Source organism: Vibrio sp. TRT 17S01, from assembly GCF_050113695.1.
In the GTDB taxonomy this organism is placed as follows: Bacteria; Pseudomonadota; Gammaproteobacteria; order Enterobacterales; family Vibrionaceae; genus Vibrio.
In genome coordinates this window covers 150,411-172,188 of sequence record NZ_JBNJOG010000001.1, presented here as the reverse complement: position 1 = coordinate 172,188, position 21,778 = coordinate 150,411, and the positions used below count along the sequence as shown (strand labels likewise).

Sequence of the window (21,778 nt, the reverse complement as noted above, 5' to 3'; positions counted from 1 at the left end):
ACTAATAATGCCTCTCGAGTAAAACCGCTTCCAAACGATCGCTAATACGGCCTGGTACTTGTCGTTTGACCTCGTGTAGCGCTTCGCCAATTGCGTTGACAACAGCCGCTACATCAGCACTTCCATGGCTTTTTATGACAATGCCGCGCAATCCTAGCAAACTTGCGCCGTTATACTGGTCGGGGTTCAATGTTTTTAGTTCATTAAATAAGCCAGAAAATAATTTTCTTGCAATCCAACCCTTTATTGAGGAAGCCATCATATACGCTTTTAGCTTATCAATAAAAAGCTGGGCTGTGCCCTCACAAGCTTTAAGGCAAACATTACCTACAAATCCATCACAAACAACCACATCTGCAACATCTTGTAGTAGCTGATTACCTTCAATGTAGCCAACATAGTTCACAGACTGAGTTTGTGATAACATTTCAGCGCATCGCTTAACCAAGTCATTGCCTTTAATTTCTTCAGCGCCAATGTTTAATATTGCAATTCGAGGAGGACGTTGAAGATATTGCTCAGCCAATGCGCTTCCCATAACCGCAAATTGAAATAAAGAATCCGCATCACTGGAAACATTCGCACCGAGATCCAGCATCCAAGTTTTCCCACCTTTCAGGGTAGGTAACGCGGAAACTAATGCTGGCCGTTCGATCCCAGGCAATAATTTGAGCTTAAAGCGAGAGAGTGCCATTAAGGCGCCTGTATTTCCACCACTTACACAAGCTCCTGCTTGCCCATTGGAAACATGATCGATCGCCAGAGCCATGGAGCTTCCGGCACTATTTCTTAAAGCAAACGATGGTTTTTCTGAATTAGAAATCACTCGGTCACAGTGTTCAATACGCAGGCGTGAATCTGGCTGATAGCCAAGCAAAGAAAGTTGAGTTGTGATCGCGTCCCGATCACCAATTAGGGTCACTTTTAGCTCTGGGAAATGCGACAGTGCCTGCACGGCGGCAGGCACTGTGACGCGAGGACCGAAATCCCCGCCCATTGCATCAAGTGCAACGGTTATATTTTGCAAAGGGTCAACCTTACTTGTTGATAACCTTCTTGCCGCGGTAGTAACCTTCAGCAGTGATGTTGTGACGTAGGTGAGTTTCACCTGAAGTTGCGTCAACAGAAAGTGCTGCTGTAGTTAGGGCATCGTGTGAACGACGCATACCACGCTTAGAACGTGTCTTACGGTTTTGTTGTACGGCCATGGACCCTACTCCTGTGTTAATGGCTTATAGAATTACTTCTTTAAGCTTTTTAAAACATCGAATGGATTCGGTTTCTCTTCCACTACTTCTTCTGGAAGTTCACCAAACACCATGCTATCTGAATTAACGCTACAGTCCGCCTCATCATGCATTGCAACTTGAGGTAAGTTTAGAATGAACTCGTCTTCAACTAACTGTATTAGGTCAACTTCACCGTACTCGTTAAGATCTACCAAATCGTACTCTTCCGGTGCATCTTCTTCACTTTTTTCACTGTAATACGGTGTGTAAGTGAATTCGACTTCGCACTCATGTGCGAAAACCTCGTTACAGCGTTGACACTCTAAATCGACTTCTATGTTAGCTTTACCAGAGATAACAACAAGTCGCTGTTCATCTAACTCAAATGACAATGACACTTGAGCGTCGCGTTTAACGCCTTCGACCGATTCCTCTAAGCGCTTAAAAAGACTGACCTGAATGATACCATCATAATCAAGTCGCTTTTGAGCAGCGCGTGCCGGATCAACCGTTCGCGGTATTTTTACCTTTTGCATAGGGCGCGAATTCTATCTTTCAATTTGTTTAGAGTCAAAGAAAAAGGGCAAAAAAGTCTACTTTTTTTCCTTTCAGGTGAGAGTGCTATGGCTTGCTCAAAAAGATCGTATATCCTTCTGAAAACACGCGAGCAGATTGTAAATCAAAATGAAAAATTACCAACTAGTTTTAGCTTCAACCTCCCCTTATAGACAGGCATTATTGGCTAAGCTGAATCTACCTTTCGTAACGGCAAAACCTGAATGTGATGAAACACCGTTTGAACAAGAGTCCCCAGAAGAACTCGTGACACGGCTTGCTATGAACAAAGCAACCTCATGCCAGTTGGAGAAAGACTGTTTGGTCATCGGCAGCGATCAAATTTGTGTTATTGATGGGAAAATTGTTGGTAAGCCACTGACAGAGGAAAATGCAGTCGCTCAATTATTAGCTCAAAGTGGACGATGCATTACTTTTTTCACAGGTTTAGCACTTCACAATACTTCCACACTCGAAACACAAGTCAAAGTCGATACATTTCATGTGCATTTTCGACAGCTAAGTGAGGAGGATATTCGTCAATACATTCAAAAAGAGCAGCCTCTGTATTGTGCAGGAAGTTTCAAGAGCGAAGGGTTGGGTATTGCATTATTTGAGAAGCTTGAGGGGAAAGATCCCAATACATTGGTTGGGCTCCCACTTATCGATCTTATCGATATGTTAAAAAATCAAGGTGTTGATATTTTCTAACTCACAAAGTGCCCGTTAACCTTTGAGCACCAAGTAGCCTTATAAAATAAGGGAGCTTTCCGCTCCCTTATTTGTTAGATGTTCAATCTTTTTTACGCAATCCAGCCAATACTTTTTCCAGTTTTCGTTCCATTGGCGCATTAATTTCCATCCATTGTTCCGTTGCTGGATGAATAAACTTAATGTTTGCCGCATGAAGGAATAAACGGTCCAAACCAAATTGTTTCGTGTATGCATCAAATCTTCGATCACCATAGCGATCATCCCAAGCAATTGGATGCCCAGCGTATTGAGTATGTACCCGAATTTGGTGAGTACGTCCTGTAATGGGACTTGCTTGTACTAACGTTGCATCAGAAAACTTTTCTAAGATTTTGAAACGTGTTTCCGAAGGTTTTCCATTTGGGTTAACGCGAACAATGCTATTTACTTCATTTTTAAGTAAAGGAGCGTTCACCACTTTACAGCTGTTCTTCCACTGCCCCATCACCAACGCAAAATAAAACTTCTTCACCGTTTTCTCACGAAACTGAGCTTGTAAATGACGTAATGCAGAGCGTTTTTTAGCAACTAATAAAATACCCGATGTATCACGATCAATTCGGTGTACTAGCTCAAGGAAACGAGCTTGTGGGCGCAATGCCCTTAATGCTTCGATTGCACCAAATTTTAATCCACTACCACCATGCACCGCCGTACCTGAAGGTTTGTTCAAAATCAGCATATGATCATCTTCGAAAATGATCATGTTTTCCAACTCTGCCACCTTATTTAACTTCGTACTAGGTGCAACCTCGTTCGGTTTTTCTTCTATCGTTACTGGAGGAATACGGACTAAGTCTCCTGCTTGCAGCTTATATTCAGCTTTCACCCGTTTTTTATTTACGCGTACTTCTCCCTTGCGCAAGATTCGATAAACCATGCTTTTAGGAATACTTTTCAATTGGTTGCGCAAGAAGTTATCAATACGCTGACCTGCCATGTCGTCATCAATATCGACGAACTGGACTTTTGTTCTTATCTCGTTCATGAAGGCATTCTATCACTGAAAATTGCGTCAATTCACACTTTCTTCGCAACTTACTGGTAAATTGATTAAGTATGTGTCGGTTTCAAATCATGTCCGTTTAAATAACAGTCAAGCTTGAACAATTGAATCCTTAAATACAAATAGTCACTTAAAAACATAGAGTTATCAAAAGTGAAATTAGATTTTTTTATCGAATTATTATAAAGCTGATTGCTGAGTTTACTGGGTACTGCTATAGTTCACACCTGCAATAAATGATTTGTTTGCTATTTAAACAAAGCTGGTCATTTTTGAGCAAAACTTGAGTAGAAGGTTAATTTACTAAAATGCTGCATACGGCGTAAGACATTTTCGAAATTAACACTCTCGTTGCCCTACTCGCCGCCACTTCATGTTGAGTAAATCCGCCCCAATGCGGCTCATAAACGAAAGCGTTTGTGAGAACTGAAGTGCCCCAGAGCATCCCTCCAGCCGGGAGGCTGCACCGATATAGCCACGGGATCAGGCACCATGAAGGCGCTCTCAAGCAACGAGAAAACGATTACAAAAAAAGACAACGAGATTTGTAAATGAAAAGAATGTTAATTAACGCAACTCAAAAAGAAGAGTTGCGTGTTGCTTTGGTTGATGGCCAAAGACTTTACGATTTGGATATCGAAAGTCCTGGTCACGAATCAAAAAAAGCAAATATCTACAAAGGACGTATCACTCGCATCGAACCTAGTCTTGAAGCAGCTTTCGTAGACTACGGCGCAGAAAGACACGGTTTCCTCCCTCTAAAAGAAATTGCTCGCGAATACTTCCCCGAAGGTTACACCTACCAAGGCCGTCCAAGCATCAAAGAAGTGTTAACTGAAGGTCAGGAAGTTATTGTACAAGTAGAGAAAGAAGAACGAGGTAGTAAAGGTGCAGCCTTAACTACGTTTATTTCTCTAGCGGGTAGTTACCTAGTATTAATGCCAAATAACCCTCGTGCTGGCGGAATTTCTCGTCGTATTGAAGGTGATGAACGCACTCAACTAAAAGCGGCATTGAGCACACTTGAGCTTCCTCAAGGTATGGGCCTCATTGTACGTACTGCGGGTGTAGGCAAAAGTGCTGAAGAGTTGGAATGGGACTTAAACGTTCTATTAAATCACTGGGGAGCGATCAAACAAGCTTCTGATGCTAACCCAGCACCTTTCCTTATTCACCAAGAAAGTAACGTCATTGTGCGTGCTATTCGCGATTATTTGCGTCGTGATATTGGCGAAATACTGATCGACAGTAATACGATTTATGAACGTGCTCTCGACCATATTCGCCTAGTGCGCCCAGACTTTGTCAATCGTGTGAAAAAGTACGATGGTGAAGTGCCACTATTTAGTCACTACCAGATTGAAAGCCAAATCGAGTCTGCCTTCCAACGTGAAGTTCGTCTCCCTTCTGGCGGTTCTATCGTTATTGACCCAACAGAAGCTCTCACATCTATTGATATCAACTCTGCCCGCGCGACAAAAGGCGGTGATATCGAAGAAACAGCACTGAACACAAACCTTGAAGCCGCTGACGAAATTGCACGTCAATTACGTCTTCGTGATCTTGGTGGTCTCGTCGTGATCGACTTTATCGATATGACCCCTGTTCGTCACCAGCGTGAAGTGGAAAACCGTCTAAGAGATGCGGTTCGTATGGACCGTGCTCGTGTTCAAATTGGGCGTATTTCTCGCTTTGGTTTGCTAGAAATGTCACGCCAGCGCCTGAGCCCTTCTCTTGCTGAAGCCAGCCACCATATCTGCCCTCGCTGTACTGGTACTGGTGTTGTTCGTGATAACGAATCGCTTGCTCTCTCTGTTCTTCGTTTAATCGAAGAAGAAGCACTTAAAGACAATACAGCTCAAGTACTCGCTGTTGTTCCTGTCCCAATTGCTTCCTACCTACTCAACGAAAAACGTCGCTCGGTTAACCATATTGAACGTACACAAGAAGTGAAAATCACTGTTGTGCCAAATTCAGAGATGGAAACACCGCATTTCGATGTAATTCGTGTACGTGAAGGCGAAGAGTTCGACCTACTTTCTTACCTACTGCCGAAAAAACTTGAAGCGTTGAAAGAAGCGGAAGGTAAAGAGTCTCCAGACGTTGAAAGTAAACCGAAGAAAATCGAAGAGCCTGCACTTAAAGGGTTTGCCGCGCCATCACAATCGGCACCGACACCAAAACCTAGCAAGGCCAAACCTGTTGCGACAAAAGCGCAAGCTGAGGAGCAACCAGGTATTATCTCTCGTCTGTTCAAGGCTCTAAGTGGCTTCCTATTTGGCTCTACCGAAACTGAAGAGAAGAAGGAAGAGCGTGGCCAAAAAGAGCAGAATAATCGCGGCAATCGCAATAACAACCGCCGTAACCGTAATGATCAACGTCGTCGCAATAATCGTGACAATAACCGAGATCGTGATAACAATCGTGATAAACGCAAACCAGCGAAAGACGAGCAAGCTCAAACTCAAGAGCGCAAGCAACAAAATCGCAAGCCTAAACAAGAACGCCGCAATAAACGCGATCGTGACGATGTGAAGGCAAGTAAAGTTGCAGAAGAAGGTCTAAAGCTAGCAGCTGATGCTCAAAGCAAAGCACCGGAAGCTCGTCCAGAAGAGAAAGCTGCGAAGGTGAAAGAACGTCGCCAACGTCGCAAACTGAACAAGCAGGTACGTGTTAAAAACCAAGCCGCTCAAGCTGAACAAGAGCAGTCTGCTAAAGTTGAACAAGCTCAAGCTATTGCTGAAACAGTGGAAAAAGAAACCATTACAACGCAAGCAGAAGATACTGAGCAACAACCTAAGCAGCGACGCAATCGCCGTTCCCCACGTCACCTACGAGCAAGTGGCCAACGCCGTCGTCGTGGTCGCGATCGCCGTCCAAACCCATTCCGCCTTCGCAAAGGTGGTGTAGCATCTCCAGAGATGGCTATGGGTAAGGTTATGCCTCGTTACGACTTACCGACTAAGCCAGTGAAGAAACAGGCTGAAAAAGAAAATGTTGTAGACACTACAACAGTAACTGTACTTGGCGGATTTGCATGCCCAGAAATGGCCATGGGTAAGGTTATTATCAGACATGAAACCGTTGCTCAGAAAGTTGAAGAGCAAGAAGCGCAGAGCACGACAGCAGAAACAATCGTTCCTGTCATTGAATCAATAGCTAAACCCGTTAAGCAAGCTCAGCCAAATGCTGAAAGTGAGCAGAAGGTTGAAGTCGCGACAAAAGCAGAAACTCCAGAAGTGGTTGCTAACGTTGTTGCACCTCAATCTGATATCAAAGTGCCACTTGAAGTGAAAGGTCATGCTTCAGCTCCAATGGCGAAAGCTCCTGGTACTACAGCACTTAAAGAAATTGAAGTTATTGCAGCACCTTTCCGTGCTGAACGCTATCAAATTCGCGGTGCAGGTAGTCAAGTTGCAACGAACCAAGCTGGTTCTGCAATGGCAAAACCTAACAGCTTTTAATTAGCAAAAGCCTGAATAAGCAGCTCCTATTTGGAGCTGCTTTTTTATGTCATGCAGACGAACTCATTGGCATATTTATTGGTCAATGGTGGTTCATTATTGAACTTAATCACACTTTTCGGTAGCATGCGCCGATTCGGTCTAACTCTAGAACTTTTGTATCACGGCTCTTTTTACTTTGCATTCTGCTCAGCTGATATATAAGTCATAGTTAGAATACACTCATTTACTTAGTCAACACTGAGCAAACATGTTTGAATTCCCACAATTTTCTAAACACTCCGTAAAAAATGATGTGCTATCAGGTTTAACTGTTGCGCTTGCACTTGTCCCTGAAGCTGTTGCTTTCGCTTTTGTTGCGGGTGTTGACCCAATGGTTGGTTTGTACGCTGCATTTATTGTAGGACTTGTTACCTCTATATTTGGTGGTCGCCCAGGTATGATTTCGGGTGCTACAGGCGCAATGGCAGTGGTCATGGTAAGCCTAGTTGCAACTCATGGCGTCCAATACCTGTTTGCCGCTATATTACTAGCCGGCCTTTTCCAGATTACCGCTGGTTTGTTTAAACTAGGCAAATTCATTCGTATGGTTCCTCACCCTGTAATGATTGGCTTTGTAAATGGTTTAGCCATTGTTATCTTCCTGGCACAATTAGGGCAGTTCAAAGCTCCGGATTTAAGTGGTGCGCTGACGTGGCTTCCATCCGACCAGATGATGTTGATGCTGGGTCTTGTGGCCTTAACAATGGCCATCATTCACTTTTTGCCAAAGCTAACCACAGCAGTGCCTTCTTCTCTGGTTGCCATCGTGACGGTTACAGCACTCGTTGTAGGGCTTGATCTAGAAACACGTACTGTTGTTGATTTCCTTCGTACTATGTCAGGTAACGAAGCTGCGACACTAGCAGGTTCTTTACCAACCTTCTCAATTCCAACCGTACCACTGACATTGGAAACTCTCCAAATTATCCTGCCATACGCAATTATTCTTGCTGCTATCGGGTTGATCGAATCACTGCTTACGCTAACGGTACTGGATGAAATGACCAATACACGTGGTCAATCAAATCGTGAATGTATCGGCCAAGGTATGGCTAACGTCACCTGTTCTATGTTTGGTGCAATGGGTGGCTGTGCGATGATTGGTCAATCCATGATCAACGTAAACTCAGGTGGTCGCGGTAGACTATCAGGTATCGTTGCAGCGGTAATGCTGCTTATGTTCATTTTGTTTGCCTCATCTTTAATCGAAATGATCCCACTTGCCGCACTTGTTGGCGTTATGTTCATGGTTGTGATCGGTACATTCGAATGGGCGACATTCAAGCTTGCGCGCCGTGTACCAAAACAAGATTTCTTTGTTATCGTCCTAGTTACGGTTGTAACCGTGCTTACTGACTTAGCAGTCGCGGTTGCTGTTGGTGTCGTAGCTTCTGCACTTATGTTTGCTTGGGAGCATGCGAAACACATCTACGCATCCAGCAGAATTAATGATGAAGGCTCAAAAGAATACCAAATCAATGGTCCTATCTTCTTTGGCAGTGCTGCAAACTTTTTAGAACTGTTTGACGCTCCAAATGACCCACAAGACGTTATCGTTGATTTTGCTAACTCACGTGTCACTGATCATTCTGCGATTGAAGCGATTGAAACTCTTGCAGAGCGCTACTCGGCGGTCGGTAAAACCCTTCATCTTCGTCACTTGAGCCCAGATTGCCGCGCTTTATTACAGAAAGCAGGAAGCTTGGTTGAGATCAACGTAAAAGAAGATCCAAGCTACAAAGTGGCTACAGATATATTGGCATAATAAAAACACTATAAAAAAGGCTCCCGGTTGGGAGCCTTTTTTAAATCAATTTATTTAGTTTTTCACCAAGCAGTTCCAAACGCCAACCTTGCATAAGATCAGGCAAATTAGCCGGGTCTCGATCCTTGTTCCATACCCAGCTTAATAGCTGATTGAGTTGCTTCTTAGAAGCCAAAAATTCGGTACTTAAACCGCTCGATTGAGAAACATGTTTAACTTCATCTTTTAGCTTTTTAAAGAGTTGCTTATATCCCGGTTTATCCATCATACGCACAATCTTCTCAGGAAAGTCCTCTGGTGAAGTGCCTTTTGCACTCTTAACCAAAGATATGATTCTCGCGCTATGACGCTGTACTGAGCGAAGGTCCATCCCCTCTTGCTCCATTTGGTTGCGATTTTGGATGCCTAAACGAGCAACGGTCAGTAAATCCGTTTCTTTAAAAACAAAGTTTAAGGCTAAATCTCGGCGAATGGCTTCTTTATATCGCCATGTTGCTAGGGGTTTGAGTATGGCTAGTTCTCGAGGTTTTAACTGCCAAGCCCCTTTAATATCCAAATAGGCTTTGTCTGGATCCACTTCTTTTATACGTTTTGTAGCAATAAGATCGCTTTCTTGCTGTGCAGCCTCCCACCAACCCGCTTCTACAATTTCAGCATGCAGTTTTTCGTACAATGGTAGCAAGTAATACACATCAGCAGCAGCGTATTCAAGTTGGCGATTGCTTAGTGGACGAGCAAGCCAGTTTGTTCTTGATTCGCTTTTATCCAGTTCAACACCAAGGAAACTATCAACCAACGATGCAAAACCCGTCGACAATCCATTTCCAAGAAACGCCGCCATTATTTGTGTGTCTACCATTGGATAAGGAAGACATCCAAATGCATTTTGGAACACCTCTAAGTCTTCACCACAGGCATGCAGTACTTTCAGTACCGATGTATCTTGCAGTAACTGCACAAACGGTGTCATGTCTTCTAGCTCGATTGGATCTATCAAAGATAACTGTTTGCCATCGAATAGCTGAATCAGCCCTAATTGAGGGTAAAAAGTCCGAGTCCTAACAAACTCGGTATCTAACATAACGACCTCAACCTCTCGGGCGGCGGTACAAACTTTCTCTAGCTGTGTCACTTGCGTAATGATTTGATAGTTCACTAAATTCTCGCTGTGTTGAAGTTTCTGCCATACAAAAATGCCGACAATTAAGTCGGCATTTTATCACTAATCAAAGCGTTAAAGTAATTTTACTCAGCTTTAGCAAGCTTAGCATCATTTTCTTCGCGCAGAACACGGCGTAAGATCTTACCCACATTGGTCTTTGGTAAGTCTTCTTTAAACTCGACCAATTTAGGCACTTTATAGCCAGTTAAATGCTGGCGACAGTGTGTGATCACTTCATCTTTCGTCAAGCTAGGGTCACGCTTAACGACGTATATTTTCACCACTTCACCGGAGACATCATGCGGCTGACCAATGGCTGCAACTTCAAGTACTTTGCCATGAAGAGCAACAACATCTTCGATCTCATTTGGGTAAACGTTAAAGCCAGAAACCAAAATCATATCTTTCTTGCGATCAACAATGTGCAGGAAGCCTTCCTCATCAAACTTAACAATATCGCCCGTTGATAGCCATCCATCTTGGTTGATCACCTCTTTCGTTGCCTCTGAGCGTTGCCAATAACCTTGCATCACTTGAGGACCACGAACTTGAAGTTCACCCACGCCATCATTGGCTAACGGATTCCCATCTTCATCAACAATACGTACTTCTGTTGAAGGAACTGGCAAGCCAATGGAACCATTGTACTCGGTTAAGTCGTGCGGATAAGCGGCCACTAAAGGAGAACACTCAGTCAAACCGTAGCCTTCCAGCAAATAACAACCTGTCGTCTTCTTCCACTGTTCTGCAACCGCTCTTTGAACGGCCATACCACCACCAACAGCCAACCTTAAATTGCTAAAGTCCAATTCATGGAAGTCTTCATTGTTGACCAAAGCATTAAACAGCGTATTTACCCCAGTAATTGCAGTAAATGGGTGCTTTTGCAGCTCTTTTACAAAACCCGGAATATCACGCGGGTTGGTAATAAGTAGGTTGCGTCCACCAATTTCCACAAACAGCAAACAGTTAACGGTCAATGCAAATACGTGATAAAGAGGAAGCGCTGTGACGACTAACTCTCGTCCTTCCGTAAGTACTGGGCCATAAGCACCTTTTGCCTGCATGACGTTTGCGATCATATTACGATGCGTCAAAATGGCGCCTTTAGCGACCCCAGTCGTACCACCCGTGTATTGCAAAAATGCAATATCATCACCCGACATAAATGGTTTGACGTACTGAAGACGACGACCTTTATGCAGTGCTTTACGCATGGAGATTGCACCGGGCAGGTTATATTTCGGGACCATCCCCTTGACGTACTTGACGACAAAATCAACCAACGTTCCTTTTGCCCTTGGTAGCATTTGCCCTAAACTAGTTAAAACAACGTGTTTTACTGGTGTATTTTCAACAACTTGTTCAAGCGTATTAGCAAAGTTTGAAACAATCACAATCGCTTTAGCGCCAGAGTCATTAAGTTGATGCTCAAGTTCACGAGGCGTATAAAGTGGGTTAACGTTAACAGCGATTAAACCTGCGCGAAGAACACCAAACAGCGCAACTGGGTATTGCAATAAATTCGGCATCATCAGCGCAACACGATCACCTTTTTGCAACTTCAACTCATTTTGCAAATACGCAGCAAATGCGCGGCTACGCTCTTCCAGCTTACGAAACGTCATGACCGAGCCCATATTCATAAATGCGGGCTGATCAGCGTATTTCTGTACTGATTGTTCAAACATCTCAACAAGAGATGGATACTGATCTGGATTGATCTGTTCTGGTACGTCACTTGGATAACGAGACAACCAAGGTTTATCCACGATACTACTCCTCGTAATTGGCCTGCTAAAATGGCACCACTATTGACACAATATCGTGTCATTCCACGGGCATTATTACAGCACAGCCTAGGGGCTTGAGCACGAAAGACTCAAACACTTGTTTAAATTTTGTTAACTAAGCCAAAAATTAGATCAGATACTCTAGATGGATACTGTAAATGGCAGTGATGTCCTCCTTTGATGACATGAACATCAAAGTTAGGCCATTTTTCTATCTGAGTATTCAAGTATGAGAAGCCGTCTTCTCCTAGAATAATGTACTGTGGGCATTGGACTGCTTGAAGTATGCCTGCTGCATGTTCAAAGTGCATACGGTATAAGGAATCACTTTGTAACTTTTGATCATGTCGCCAACGCCACGTTGAGTCTTCTTGTATCAAACCTCGACGCACAATTGGCTCTATCTGCATTGCTTCTAACTGGTTTACTTTCGCTCTGCGAGCAACAGCCTCTTCGATACTAGCAGGACTTCTCTGTGGTTTTCGCCGAATGCGTTGACGACTCAGCACACCATCCCGCAGGCGAGCGACTACATTTGACGCAGGCTCAGCTAATGGACCAAAGCCTTCTATCTGAACTAACCCCGAGATCTGCTCAGGAAAGGCGGCACTATAACAACTCGCAATCAAAGCACCAAGAGAATGTCCTACCAACACCCGTTTGTTTGCTGAAAAATTAGACAAAACTTGATAAACGTCGTCGATATAGTCATGAAATGGATAAAAGTTACTGCCAGATTTATGGGTTGAGAGACCATGTCCAGGTAAATCGATTGCGCAAAGATGCAGTGATGGGTTGTGGCGATGAAGTGCTTCTATCGTCGTTATAAAGCTAGCCGCATTATCTAACCAGCCATGAAGAAAAACGACCGATGTTTCGGCCGTTTCCATATTCCCTACTTCCAAAGCGGCGATCTCACCGCCATGAATTGAATAATGACAAGATTTGAGCATTATTTTACGACCTGAATCACTTGCCCTTGAGATACCCTTGGAAAAGGGTCACGACAGAAGATGCCACGACAAGGGTAATAGTGGCTGTTGAAGTCATTTACAATCACCCGCTCTTCAACACGCCATAAGTGGTAACCCACTCCTTTCATGACTGGAAAGATATAGTCATACTGCCCGACTTTACCTTTTTCAGTGCCACTCGCGGCGCCCAATACCGTCACCAATCGCCCTTTTGCAAAGGTGACCGGATCAACAAAACCGTCGATGTAAGCAACAAAACGTCCACTTGGTTCTGTATCTATGTTTGGTCGGCCTGTTTTATCGATCGGTATGTTAACAACTTCAACTCGCGTTTTATCCGCTAAGTTTCTTACATCGGCAATCATTCCACCAAGGCGTATCATGCTGTCCGACTTGATAGAGCCAGAGTTCCACGCTTGGTAATCGGTTGTCACCGGCATAGAATCGGTTTTGAGGTTTTCTGGCAATGTGCTGCAGGCTGACAATAAAATGAGTGCAGCCATTGAGATGATGAAACGGCAGGCTAAACGAGGCATGATATTTTCCATTGTTGATAAAGCTAGATGTAAATATCGACGCCTAAAAGCTGGCTAAGTTCCTCTCGCTTGGCTTGGTTCATCACATTCATATACTCTTCCATTGCTTTACGACCTTGCCCTTCAGGGAGATCATATTGGATTTGAGCCCGATGTATATCAGACTCTTTCACTTGACGAATGCTATGAGCAACCGCGTTGGCAACCTTAGTAGGTTGGCCAACTTGAGACTGAGCTTGAGATTTCTTTACTTCGTTCTTTTTGTTGGTCTTATTCGTTCGGTTAGAACCAGGGACCTGAGAAGGAGGTAAACCATTAATCGATACCATATCGTTCCTTTAATAAAAAAGGCTGTTTTACCAGCCCTTTCCGTATTTACTCACGTCCCGGTAACTTTTTCCAAGCAACCTTATCGCGTAAGTAAACGGGGCTAGAATCTTCCACAGCCACCGTGTTGCCTTTCTCCAGCTCTAACTTTGCCAAATAGACAATGTCTTCCGCGTCGGGAAAGAAAACATCACTGGCTTGACGCTTCAGTTGCAACGCTGAAAATTCTTCGCTGTACGCTTCCCAACCAGTGCCCGCTGTATACCAAACCTGCTCATCGAGAACCGTTTGCTCAGCGACTTCAGTAGGTGGAACAACACATTCTTGATCTATCGCATCCCAACTGCCATCTTCTTGACGGCCAAAGCGTCCCCAATACACTTCACTCATACGAGCATCAATCGCACAAGCAACACGGGTAGCTTGATGCTTTCGGTAACAGCCTTGTGCCATGGCTTGAAGTGTTGATACACCGATCATCGGCAGATCTGCGCCAAATGCTAAACCTTGTGCAATTCCAATGCCAATGCGGACTCCCGTGAAGCTACCAGGCCCACGACCGTAGGCTAACGCATCTAATTCACTCAGTGTGATTCCGGCTTCTTTTAATACCTCATCCACCATTGGCAATACTTTTTTTGTGTGATCACGCGGTGCAACTTCACTGCGGACGTATATTTGGTCTCCGACCATGAGTGCAACAGAGCAGTTTTCTGTTGCAGTATCTAGAGCAAGAATTTTTACACTCATCGACATCTCTAACTATTCGTTTGTTGTTTCTGAAATCTGTTGTAGGAACGCTTTAACCCTATCCAAATCCCGCGTTCTTGGGATGGGTGGTAAACTGGATAAGAACACACCACCATAATCTCGAGTAACTAATCGGTTATCGCAGATGATCAATGCCCCTCGATCTTTCTTATCTCGGATCAATCGTCCAACCCCTTGCTTTAGCGTAATTACAGCATCTGGTAACTGTACCTGTGCGAATGGGTCTCCGCCTTTTAGGCGACAATCTTCAATTCGCGCTTTAAGCAATGGGTCATCTGGCGCTGTAAAAGGCAATTTATCGATAATAACACAGCTGAGTGCATCACCTCTAACATCTATCCCTTCCCAAAATGCTCCCGTGGCAACTAACAGCGCATTACCTAGCTCCATAAACTCAGCCAGCGTTTTCTGCTTACTGGTCTCACCTTGTAATAGAACTGGGAAATCCAGCACCTCTCGAAACAGTTTACCAAGTTCACGCATCATGCTATGTGATGTACAGAGAAAAAAGCAGCGCCCTTGGTTTTGTTCAATCACTGGTGCAAGCATATCCACCAGCTTTTGCGCCAATCCCGGACTATTCGGCTCAGGTAAATAACGAGGCACACATAGCCTTGCTTGTTGTTGATAATCAAAAGGACTTGGTAAGGAAAACTGAGACTGAGGCTTCAGCCCTAATCTTGACGTAAAGTGGCCAAAATCGCCATTTACTGCCAGCGTCGCCGACGTAAAAATCCATGCCCCTTGCTTCATCTCAATTTGTTCATGAAACTTATCAGCCACAGAGAGCGGTGTGATATGCAAGCTGAAATGGCGTGGCGTAGTATCATACCAATACGAATACCCAGTAATGGAGACATCGCAAACTCGGTCAATGCGACCCTTAATGGTATTGGCTCTTTCAAATGCAGTGTCTAATAATTGGCTCCGACCCAGCGCTAGTTTTAATACATCAACAGCAAAATCTAGCGCTTCTCTCACTCGCTCCAGTTCTCGAGCAATCGATGGCGATTGTATCGCCTCACGCCAATTGCCACGAAACCCCGGTTCTCCTAGCGTGATTCGCAAGTCCATGGCACTTTGAACCAATTTCTCACCGACCTTTTGCAATTGACGCATGTCTTTCGCTTCTGTCCGATAACCAATTTCAATGTCTTTCGCTAACTCTTGGATTTGGCGACTAGAGACTGATTGGCCAAAGTATTGGCTAGCAATGTCAGGAAGTTGATGTGCTTCATCAAAAATAAAGACATCCGCTTCGGGGATAAGCTCACCAAAGCCAGTCTCTTTGATTGCAAGATCGGCAAGAAATAAATGGTGGTTGACCACGACGACATCTGCATCCAACGCTTTCTTACGTGCCTTTAAAACAAAGCACTCTTGATAGCTTGGGCATTCCTTCCCTAAACAATTGTCGTTCGTTGAGGTAATCGTGGGAATCACTAAACTATCTTCAGCGATGGCATCACAATCACCCAAATCCCCAGTCTTTGTTTCAGAAGCCCAACTACGCACTTTAACTAACTGACTCAATAAAGCCGGGTCAGCTTGGTGAGAATGGCTTTCCACCATTTGACGACTTAGTCGATCTAAACACAGGTAGTTGGCTCGGCCTTTTAATAAAGCGACTTGCCCATAGAAACCCAATGCATTGGTCATTAAAGGCAGATCACGGTGAAAGAGTTGTTCTTGAAGGTTTTTCGACCCTGTACTGATGATCGTTTTCTTTCCACTCAATAAAGCTGGGACTAAATAAGCGAACGTTTTCCCGGTACCTGTTCCTGCTTCAACCACCAATTGCACCTGTTGCTGGATGGTTTTTAAAACTGCCTCCGCCATATCGAGCTGAGCTTGTCGTGGTTGAAAACCGGGGATAGCTTTGCCTAGCGCCCCATCAGCAGAAAAGGTTTTCGAGATCATGTATATCGGTACAGTATTTTGAGAATAGAGAGGATTATGGCAGTTTTTGGAATGGAGCGCGAATCCGATTTTGACTCCGCGCTCAGTGGCAGAAAATTAACGGCGATTTAAGTAGCGTGCAAGCCAAGAAGGCCCAAAGAATTCGTTCTGATTGTCTGTGATTATTTTTGCTGCTTCACTGGGTGAGGCTTTACTTTCCCATAGTTCCATGAGTAAAGCATCATCAATTTCATGATTCCCAACTAATTCGCTTACTCGTTCTGAATACAGTTTGCGCGCGAGTAGTTCTCTATCCATAAATACCACCTTAAGACACTCAAATGAGGGAGAGAATCTTCAACAAATGCGGTCAACCAAACGGTTAACTCAGATTATTTGTTGAAACCAACTTGATATTAGTTTAATTGTAGCTGTGATATTGCGGCTTAGTTCACCGTTCGCTAGCCCGAAAAAAATTCACCATACAAAAAAAATAATTCACGGAAGTACGAACTAAATGGAAAAGAAAACACTGTTGACCCACTGTACAGACGCACCGGGTCTTATCTCAAAAATAACCAATATTTGTTATAAACATCAGTTAAACATCATTCACAACAATGAGTTTGTTGATAACACCAGCGGCCATTTCTTTATGCGCACTGAGCTTGAAGGCTATTTCAATGATCAAACTTTCCTTGCGGACTTAGATCAAGCACTACCTGAAAAAGCGAAGCGTAAATTGGTCGATTCATCACGTAAACGTATCGTCATTCTCGTGACCAAAGAAGCCCACTGTATTGGCGATATTCTCATGAAGAATTTCGATGGCAGTTTGGATGTCGATATCGCAGCTGTCGTTGGCAACTATGACACACTGCGTGATCTAACAGAAAAATTTGGCATCCCATACCATTGCGTATCTCATGAAGGTTTAAACCGCGAAGAACATGAGCAAAAGATGTTAGAAGTCATCGATCAGTATCAAGCAGATTACCTTGTTCTGGCTAAATACATGCGCGTGCTCACACCAGGTTTTGTTGAAAAATATCATCACAAAATCATCAATATTCATCACAGCTTTTTACCGGCATTTATTGGTGCAAAACCGTATCAACAAGCCTATGAGCGTGGTGTAAAAATCATCGGTGCGACGGCTCACTTTGTAACTAACGATCTCGATGAAGGCCCGATCATCAAACAAGATGTGATTCCTGTCGATCATAACTTTAGTGCCCAAGACATGGCTCAAGCAGGCCGTGATGTTGAAAAAAATGTTCTTAGCAAGGCATTGAATAAAGTTTTGAATGATCACGTTTTTGTATATGGAAACAAAACTGTTATCCTCTAAATAGTAAAAAGGCCTCATTACAATGAGGCCTTTTTGATTGATGTTATAGCTTTAACGCTAATTCAACGCCTTGCCGAATCGCGCGCACTGCATCAAGCTCACCAGCATAGTCAGCACCACCAATCACATGCAGTTTTTCTTCAAGGCTCGACCATTGTGCTTCAAATGGACGTACTGATTCTTGACCAGCACAAATCACCACTTTATCCACTGGCAGAAGTTCTTCCTTGCCATTGTGATGAATATGAAGTCCTTGATGGTCAATTTTGTCATAGCTGACACCACCAAACAGGTTCACTCCCCTTTTTTCCAACGTACGTTTGTGGATCCAACCTGTCGTTTTTCCCGGACCTTTCCCTACTCGGCCATTTCGACGCTGCAGTACCCAAACTTGTTTATCAGTCTCCGAGTCCGGGTATGGGAATAAGCCCCCTGGGTGACCAATTTCCTTATCAATCCCCCACTCGTGTAGCCAATCATCCAAGCTATGCTCCGTGGGTTCTGTAAGCATGGTGGCAATATCAACACCAATACCACCAGCGCCAACAATGGCGACATTGTTACCAACATAGGTTTTGTCTTTAATGAGCGTTTGGTAATCAACAACTTTATCCGGGTTATCAATACCTTCAATCTCAACCTTGCGTGGTTCAACTCCAGAAGCCATCACCACTTCATCATATTCGCTCAGCAACGCCATGTTTGCTTCTGTTTCGAGCAATAGATTCACGCCAGTCTGTTCGATTCGGTTAGCAAAATAACGAATAGTTTCTCTAAACTCTTCTTTTCCTGGAATTTGCATTGCTAATCGAAACTGACCACCAATCCGATCATTTCGCTCAAATAAGTCAACTTTATGACCACGCTGAGCCAATGTGGTTGCGCAAGCAAGCCCGGCAGGACCTGCGCCAACAACTGCAATAGATTTTGGTGATGAAGTTGGAGTAACCACTAACTCCGTTTCTCGGCACGCGAGCGGGTTCACCAAGCAACTGGCACGTTTGCCTTTAAATACGTTATCAAGACATGCCTGATTACAACCAATGCAAGTGTTGATAAGTCGAGATTGATTATTTTCTGCTTTTGCTACGAAATAAGGGTCTGCAAGAAACGGGCGCGCCATGGACACCATATCAGCCTGACCACTTGCTAAAATCTTTTCCGCTTCATCTGGCGTATTAATGCGGTTGCAAGTCACAATTGGTACATTCACGTGTGGCTTTACTTTCTCGGTCACCCACGTAAATGCGCCTCTTGGCACTTGTGTCGCTATGGTGGGTATTCTTGCTTCGTGCCACCCAATACCAGTGTTAATGATGGTCACACCAGCTTGCTCAAGCGCTTGGGCAAGTTGTATCACTTCTTCAAACGTGCTGCCTTCTTCCACCAAATCCAACATCGACAATCGAAAGATAATAATGAATTCTCTACCGACAGACTTCCTGATGGCTTTGACCGTTTCAAGCGCAAAGCGAATGCGATTTTCATAACTCCCACCCCAATCGTCGTAACGCATATTGGTGCGTTTACAGATAAATTGGTTGATGAGATAACCTTCAGAGCCCATCACTTCCACACCATCGTAACCAGCTTGCTTCGCCAAGGAAGCGCTAGTTGCAAAAGCCGCGATCGTATTTTTGATCTGGCGTTCACTCATTTCACTCGGAGCAAAACGAGCAATCGGAGCTTTAATCGCTGAAGCACTTTGGGAAAAAGGATGCATTGCGTATCGCCCAGCATGGAGCAGTTGAAGAGCAATTTTGCCACCGTGCTTGTGCACAGCCTCGGTCACTACTTTATGAGCTTGAGCATGTTTAGGTTTACTGAATTCGGCACTAAAAGGATGTAAACGCCCACGTAAATTTGGAGAGAAACCACCGGTGACAATCAGTCCAACGCCACCTTTAACACGTTCTTCGTAGAACGCTGCTAATTTACCGAGGCCTTCCTTATCCTCTTCCAAACCAGTATGCATTGACCCCATCAAAACTCGGTTACGCAGTTGGGTAAAACCAAGATCTAATGGTTTAAGTAAATTCGGATACATAGCAGACTTCACTTCTCATTATTATCTTTCTGGTCTGACCACAATATTACCAACAGCAACAAAAATCAAACAAGCGTTTACATTTATGTAACACCGATCAATCTTGAGGTTGTTCACATGTACTACTTTAAGTAGGATGGTAGCTACTTAGGTTGTCAGGCATGTTTCTGAACAACACACGGTTAAGTGTCTAAAAAACCGAAGGAAAACGTTTAGTAGAGATTATCGACGTATTCCAAAGCGGAGAGAGAATGAAAAAAATATTTAAATTTGTTGGGCTTATTTTTAAGGGGATATGGAAACTCATCACCTTCATGCGCCTAGCATTAATGAATCTGTTCTTTATTGCCAGTATTGCTGTGATCTATTTCGTATACACCAGTGGAGATACAGCAGCACCGTCCGTTCCGACCAAATCAGCATTAGTTCTGAATCTATCAGGCCCAATTGTTGAGCAAGCGACTTATGTCAACCCTATGGATTCGTTAACGGGCTCGGTGTTTGGTCAAGAGATCCCTCATGAGAATGTCTTGTTCGATGTCGTTGAAGCGATCAGATATGCCAAAAGTGATGATAACGTCACTGGCCTAGTGCTTGCGCTACGTGATATGCCTGAGACCAATCTCACCAAACTTCGCTACATTGCAAAAGCGCTCAATGAATTCAAAACTTCTGGAAAGCCAGTTTATGCGGTTGGCGACTTTTACAATCAAAGCCAATACTACTTAGCCAGCTATGCAGATAAGATCTACTTAGCACCTGATGGCGCTGTCATGATCAAAGGCTACAGTTCCTACTCTATGTATTATAAAACGCTGCTCGAGAAGCTAGATATTAATACACATGTATTCCGTGTAGGGACGTATAAGTCTGCGATTGAACCTTTCGTCCGTGATGATATGTCTGATGCAGCCAAGGAATCAGCCTCACGTTGGTTAACGCAACTTTGGGGGGCGTATGTTGATGATGTGTCCACCAATCGCAACATCACACCAGAGACGTTAAATCCAAGCATGGATGACTTCTTACATCAGCTCAAAGATGTCAATGGTGATCTGGCTGTATTATCAAAAAACCTCGGGTTAGTTGATGAACTAGCAACCAGACAAGAAGTTCGCTCAAAACTGGTTGAGACCTTCGGTAGCGATGGTGAAGACAGTTACAACGCCATTGGTTATTACGATTACCTCGCAACAATGAAACCAACCTTTGATATCGCCAGTGATGATATTGCTGTTGTCGTCGCTAGCGGGACTATCATGGATGGTACGCAACCACGTGGAAGTGTAGGTGGCGACAGCACCGCTGCTCTATTGCGCCAAGCTCGCAATGATGACAAGGTCAAAGCTGTGGTTTTACGCGTCAACAGTCCTGGTGGTAGTGCATTCGCCTCAGAGGTCATCCGCAATGAAGTTGAAGCAATTAAAGCTGCAGGTAAACCAGTAGTAGTTTCCATGTCGAGCCTTGCAGCTTCAGGTGGGTATTGGATTTCCATGGGAGCCGATCAAATTGTAGCGCAACCAACAACGCTCACTGGCTCTATCGGTATATTTAGCGTTATTACCACATTCGAAAAAGGCCTTAATAAACTTGGGGTATACACCGATGGTGTCGGCACTTCACCATTCTCTGGTGTAGGCATCACAACAGGGTTAAGCCAAGGCGCTGCAGATGCTTTCCAAATGGGCATCGAACATGGCTATCAACGCTTCATTTCTTTGGTGAGCAATAGCCGTGACATTCCGGTTAATCAAGTTGATGGTATTGCTCAAGGACGAGTCTGGACAGGCCAAGATGCATTAGAGCATGGTTTGGTGGACAAAATGGGCGACTTTGATGACGCACTTGATCTTGCGGCTGAACTTGCACAAATCGAAAACTACAATGTTTTCTGGGTAGAAGAGCCATTGTCTCCCGCTGAACAATTCATCCAAGAATTCATGAATCAAGTTACTGTCAAACTCGGAGTTAACCTCCAAAGTCTGATACCGCAAAGCCTATTACCCGTTGCAAATCAGCTTGCACAAGATGCTTCACTACTAGACAGCTTAAACGATCCAAAGGGGCAATACTCTTTCTGTCTCACCTGCGAAGTTCAATAACT

At 44.1% G+C, this 21,778-nt stretch carries 18 protein-coding genes; 5 read left to right on the top strand and 13 right to left on the bottom strand.

Going from position 1 to position 21,778, the window contains the following annotated elements; all coding sequences use genetic code 11:
- Nucleotide 1 precedes the first annotated feature (1 nt).
- From plsX to yceD, 3 genes are read right to left on the bottom strand one after another with little or no spacing between them, the layout of a single operon-like run.
- Complete coding sequence (gene plsX, locus ACQEXS_RS00730; RefSeq protein ID WP_427012486.1) at nucleotides 2–1,027, bottom strand: phosphate acyltransferase PlsX; 1,026 nt, start codon at nucleotides 1,025–1,027, stop codon at nucleotides 2–4.
- Between the two features lie 10 nt (nucleotides 1,028–1,037).
- Nucleotides 1,038–1,208, bottom strand: a complete 171-nt coding sequence (gene rpmF, locus ACQEXS_RS00725; RefSeq protein WP_427010934.1) for a 50S ribosomal protein L32 — start codon at nucleotides 1,206–1,208, stop codon at nucleotides 1,038–1,040.
- A 32-nt stretch (nucleotides 1,209–1,240) separates the two neighbouring features.
- Nucleotides 1,241–1,765 (bottom strand): 23S rRNA accumulation protein YceD, encoded by a 525-nt coding sequence (yceD, locus tag ACQEXS_RS00720; RefSeq protein ID WP_427010935.1) that lies wholly within the window; start codon nucleotides 1,763–1,765, stop codon nucleotides 1,241–1,243.
- Nucleotides 1,766–1,913: 148 nt separating this feature from the next.
- On the opposite strand from yceD, the gene ACQEXS_RS00715 reads away from it, so the two are divergent.
- A complete protein-coding gene (locus tag ACQEXS_RS00715) occupies nucleotides 1,914–2,495 on the top strand; it encodes a Maf family protein (RefSeq protein ID WP_427012485.1) in 582 nt (193 codons plus the stop codon).
- A gap of 82 nt (nucleotides 2,496–2,577) precedes the next feature.
- Here ACQEXS_RS00715 and rluC read toward each other — a convergent pair whose 3' ends face one another.
- Nucleotides 2,578–3,525 (bottom strand): 23S rRNA pseudouridine(955/2504/2580) synthase RluC, encoded by a 948-nt coding sequence (gene rluC / locus ACQEXS_RS00710; protein ID WP_427012484.1) that lies wholly within the window; start codon nucleotides 3,523–3,525, stop codon nucleotides 2,578–2,580.
- Between the two features lie 569 nt (nucleotides 3,526–4,094).
- On the opposite strand from rluC, the gene rne reads away from it, so the two are divergent.
- Together rne and ACQEXS_RS00700 are read left to right on the top strand one after the other, a co-directional pair.
- Complete coding sequence (gene rne / locus ACQEXS_RS00705) at nucleotides 4,095–7,007, top strand: ribonuclease E (protein WP_427012483.1); 2,913 nt, start codon at nucleotides 4,095–4,097, stop codon at nucleotides 7,005–7,007.
- Between the two features lie 250 nt (nucleotides 7,008–7,257).
- On the top strand, nucleotides 7,258–8,814 hold the full coding sequence (locus ACQEXS_RS00700) for a SulP family inorganic anion transporter (protein ID WP_427010939.1): 1,557 nt from the start codon (nucleotides 7,258–7,260) through the stop codon (nucleotides 8,812–8,814).
- 40 nt (nucleotides 8,815–8,854) lie between these two features.
- Here the strand turns inward: ACQEXS_RS00700 and rnd are convergent, their stop codons facing one another.
- The 8 genes from rnd to ACQEXS_RS00660 form a co-directional block, all read right to left on the bottom strand.
- Nucleotides 8,855–9,970, bottom strand: coding sequence for a ribonuclease D (gene rnd / locus ACQEXS_RS00695; RefSeq protein WP_427012482.1), 1,116 nt, complete (start codon nucleotides 9,968–9,970; stop codon nucleotides 8,855–8,857).
- Nucleotides 9,971–10,059: 89 nt separating this feature from the next.
- Nucleotides 10,060–11,748, bottom strand: a complete 1,689-nt coding sequence (gene fadD, locus ACQEXS_RS00690) for a long-chain-fatty-acid--CoA ligase FadD (protein ID WP_367988578.1) — start codon at nucleotides 11,746–11,748, stop codon at nucleotides 10,060–10,062.
- 122 nt (nucleotides 11,749–11,870) lie between these two features.
- The gene (locus tag ACQEXS_RS00685) at nucleotides 11,871–12,722 is read right to left on the bottom strand and encodes an alpha/beta fold hydrolase (protein ID WP_427012481.1); all 852 of its coding nucleotides are present in this window, start codon (nucleotides 12,720–12,722) and stop codon (nucleotides 11,871–11,873) included.
- Nucleotides 12,722–13,279: a Slp family lipoprotein gene (locus tag ACQEXS_RS00680; RefSeq protein WP_427010943.1), complete on the bottom strand. Its 558-nt coding sequence runs from the start codon at nucleotides 13,277–13,279 to the stop codon at nucleotides 12,722–12,724. The genes ACQEXS_RS00685 and ACQEXS_RS00680 overlap by 1 nt, the downstream gene beginning before the upstream one ends.
- Before the next feature lie 23 nt (nucleotides 13,280–13,302).
- Nucleotides 13,303–13,608 (bottom strand): chromosome partitioning protein ParA, encoded by a 306-nt coding sequence (locus tag ACQEXS_RS00675; protein WP_427010944.1) that lies wholly within the window; start codon nucleotides 13,606–13,608, stop codon nucleotides 13,303–13,305.
- Between the two features lie 46 nt (nucleotides 13,609–13,654).
- Nucleotides 13,655–14,356 carry a tRNA (adenosine(37)-N6)-threonylcarbamoyltransferase complex dimerization subunit type 1 TsaB gene (gene tsaB / locus ACQEXS_RS00670; protein ID WP_427010945.1) on the bottom strand — a complete coding sequence of 234 codons (702 nt, stop codon included), beginning with the start codon at nucleotides 14,354–14,356 and terminating at the stop codon, nucleotides 13,655–13,657.
- Between the two features lie 12 nt (nucleotides 14,357–14,368).
- A complete protein-coding gene (locus tag ACQEXS_RS00665; RefSeq protein ID WP_427012480.1) occupies nucleotides 14,369–16,297 on the bottom strand; it encodes an ATP-dependent DNA helicase in 1,929 nt (642 codons plus the stop codon).
- Between the two features lie 96 nt (nucleotides 16,298–16,393).
- A complete protein-coding gene (locus ACQEXS_RS00660; protein WP_367988572.1) occupies nucleotides 16,394–16,594 on the bottom strand; it encodes a hypothetical protein in 201 nt (66 codons plus the stop codon).
- A 199-nt stretch (nucleotides 16,595–16,793) separates the two neighbouring features.
- On the opposite strand from ACQEXS_RS00660, the gene purU reads away from it, so the two are divergent.
- Nucleotides 16,794–17,627, top strand: coding sequence for a formyltetrahydrofolate deformylase (gene purU, locus ACQEXS_RS00655; protein ID WP_367988571.1), 834 nt, complete (start codon nucleotides 16,794–16,796; stop codon nucleotides 17,625–17,627).
- Between the two features lie 43 nt (nucleotides 17,628–17,670).
- Here the strand turns inward: purU and ACQEXS_RS00650 are convergent, their stop codons facing one another.
- The gene (locus tag ACQEXS_RS00650) at nucleotides 17,671–19,674 is read right to left on the bottom strand and encodes an FAD-dependent oxidoreductase (RefSeq protein WP_427012479.1); all 2,004 of its coding nucleotides are present in this window, start codon (nucleotides 19,672–19,674) and stop codon (nucleotides 17,671–17,673) included.
- Nucleotides 19,675–19,925: 251 nt separating this feature from the next.
- Between ACQEXS_RS00650 and sppA the strand changes: the two genes are divergently transcribed.
- On the top strand, nucleotides 19,926–21,776 hold the full coding sequence (gene sppA, locus ACQEXS_RS00645; protein ID WP_427012478.1) for a signal peptide peptidase SppA: 1,851 nt from the start codon (nucleotides 19,926–19,928) through the stop codon (nucleotides 21,774–21,776).
- Nucleotides 21,777–21,778: the final 2 nt, after the last annotated feature.

Excerpts from the sequence above, each read along its gene's own strand:
- rpmF (WP_427010934.1), bottom strand. The coding sequence starts at position 1,208 with ATGGCCGTACAACAAAACCGTAAGACACGTTCTAAGCGTGGTATGCGT.
- yceD (WP_427010935.1), bottom strand. The coding sequence starts at position 1,765 with ATGCAAAAGGTAAAAATACCGCGAACGGTTGATCCGGCACGCGCTGCT.
- ACQEXS_RS00715 (WP_427012485.1), top strand. The coding sequence starts at position 1,914 with ATGAAAAATTACCAACTAGTTTTAGCTTCAACCTCCCCTTATAGACAG.
- rluC (WP_427012484.1), bottom strand. The coding sequence starts at position 3,525 with ATGAACGAGATAAGAACAAAAGTCCAGTTCGTCGATATTGATGACGAC.
- rne (WP_427012483.1), top strand. The coding sequence starts at position 4,095 with ATGAAAAGAATGTTAATTAACGCAACTCAAAAAGAAGAGTTGCGTGTT.
- ACQEXS_RS00700 (WP_427010939.1), top strand. The coding sequence starts at position 7,258 with ATGTTTGAATTCCCACAATTTTCTAAACACTCCGTAAAAAATGATGTG.
- ACQEXS_RS00685 (WP_427012481.1), bottom strand. The coding sequence starts at position 12,722 with ATGCTCAAATCTTGTCATTATTCAATTCATGGCGGTGAGATCGCCGCT.
- ACQEXS_RS00680 (WP_427010943.1), bottom strand. The coding sequence starts at position 13,279 with ATGCCTCGTTTAGCCTGCCGTTTCATCATCTCAATGGCTGCACTCATT.
- ACQEXS_RS00675 (WP_427010944.1), bottom strand. The coding sequence starts at position 13,608 with ATGGTATCGATTAATGGTTTACCTCCTTCTCAGGTCCCTGGTTCTAAC.
- tsaB (WP_427010945.1), bottom strand. The coding sequence starts at position 14,356 with ATGAGTGTAAAAATTCTTGCTCTAGATACTGCAACAGAAAACTGCTCT.
- ACQEXS_RS00665 (WP_427012480.1), bottom strand. The coding sequence starts at position 16,297 with ATGATCTCGAAAACCTTTTCTGCTGATGGGGCGCTAGGCAAAGCTATC.
- ACQEXS_RS00660 (WP_367988572.1), bottom strand. The coding sequence starts at position 16,594 with ATGGATAGAGAACTACTCGCGCGCAAACTGTATTCAGAACGAGTAAGC.
- purU (WP_367988571.1), top strand. The coding sequence starts at position 16,794 with ATGGAAAAGAAAACACTGTTGACCCACTGTACAGACGCACCGGGTCTT.
- ACQEXS_RS00650 (WP_427012479.1), bottom strand. The coding sequence starts at position 19,674 with ATGTATCCGAATTTACTTAAACCATTAGATCTTGGTTTTACCCAACTG.
- sppA (WP_427012478.1), top strand. The coding sequence starts at position 19,926 with ATGAAAAAAATATTTAAATTTGTTGGGCTTATTTTTAAGGGGATATGG.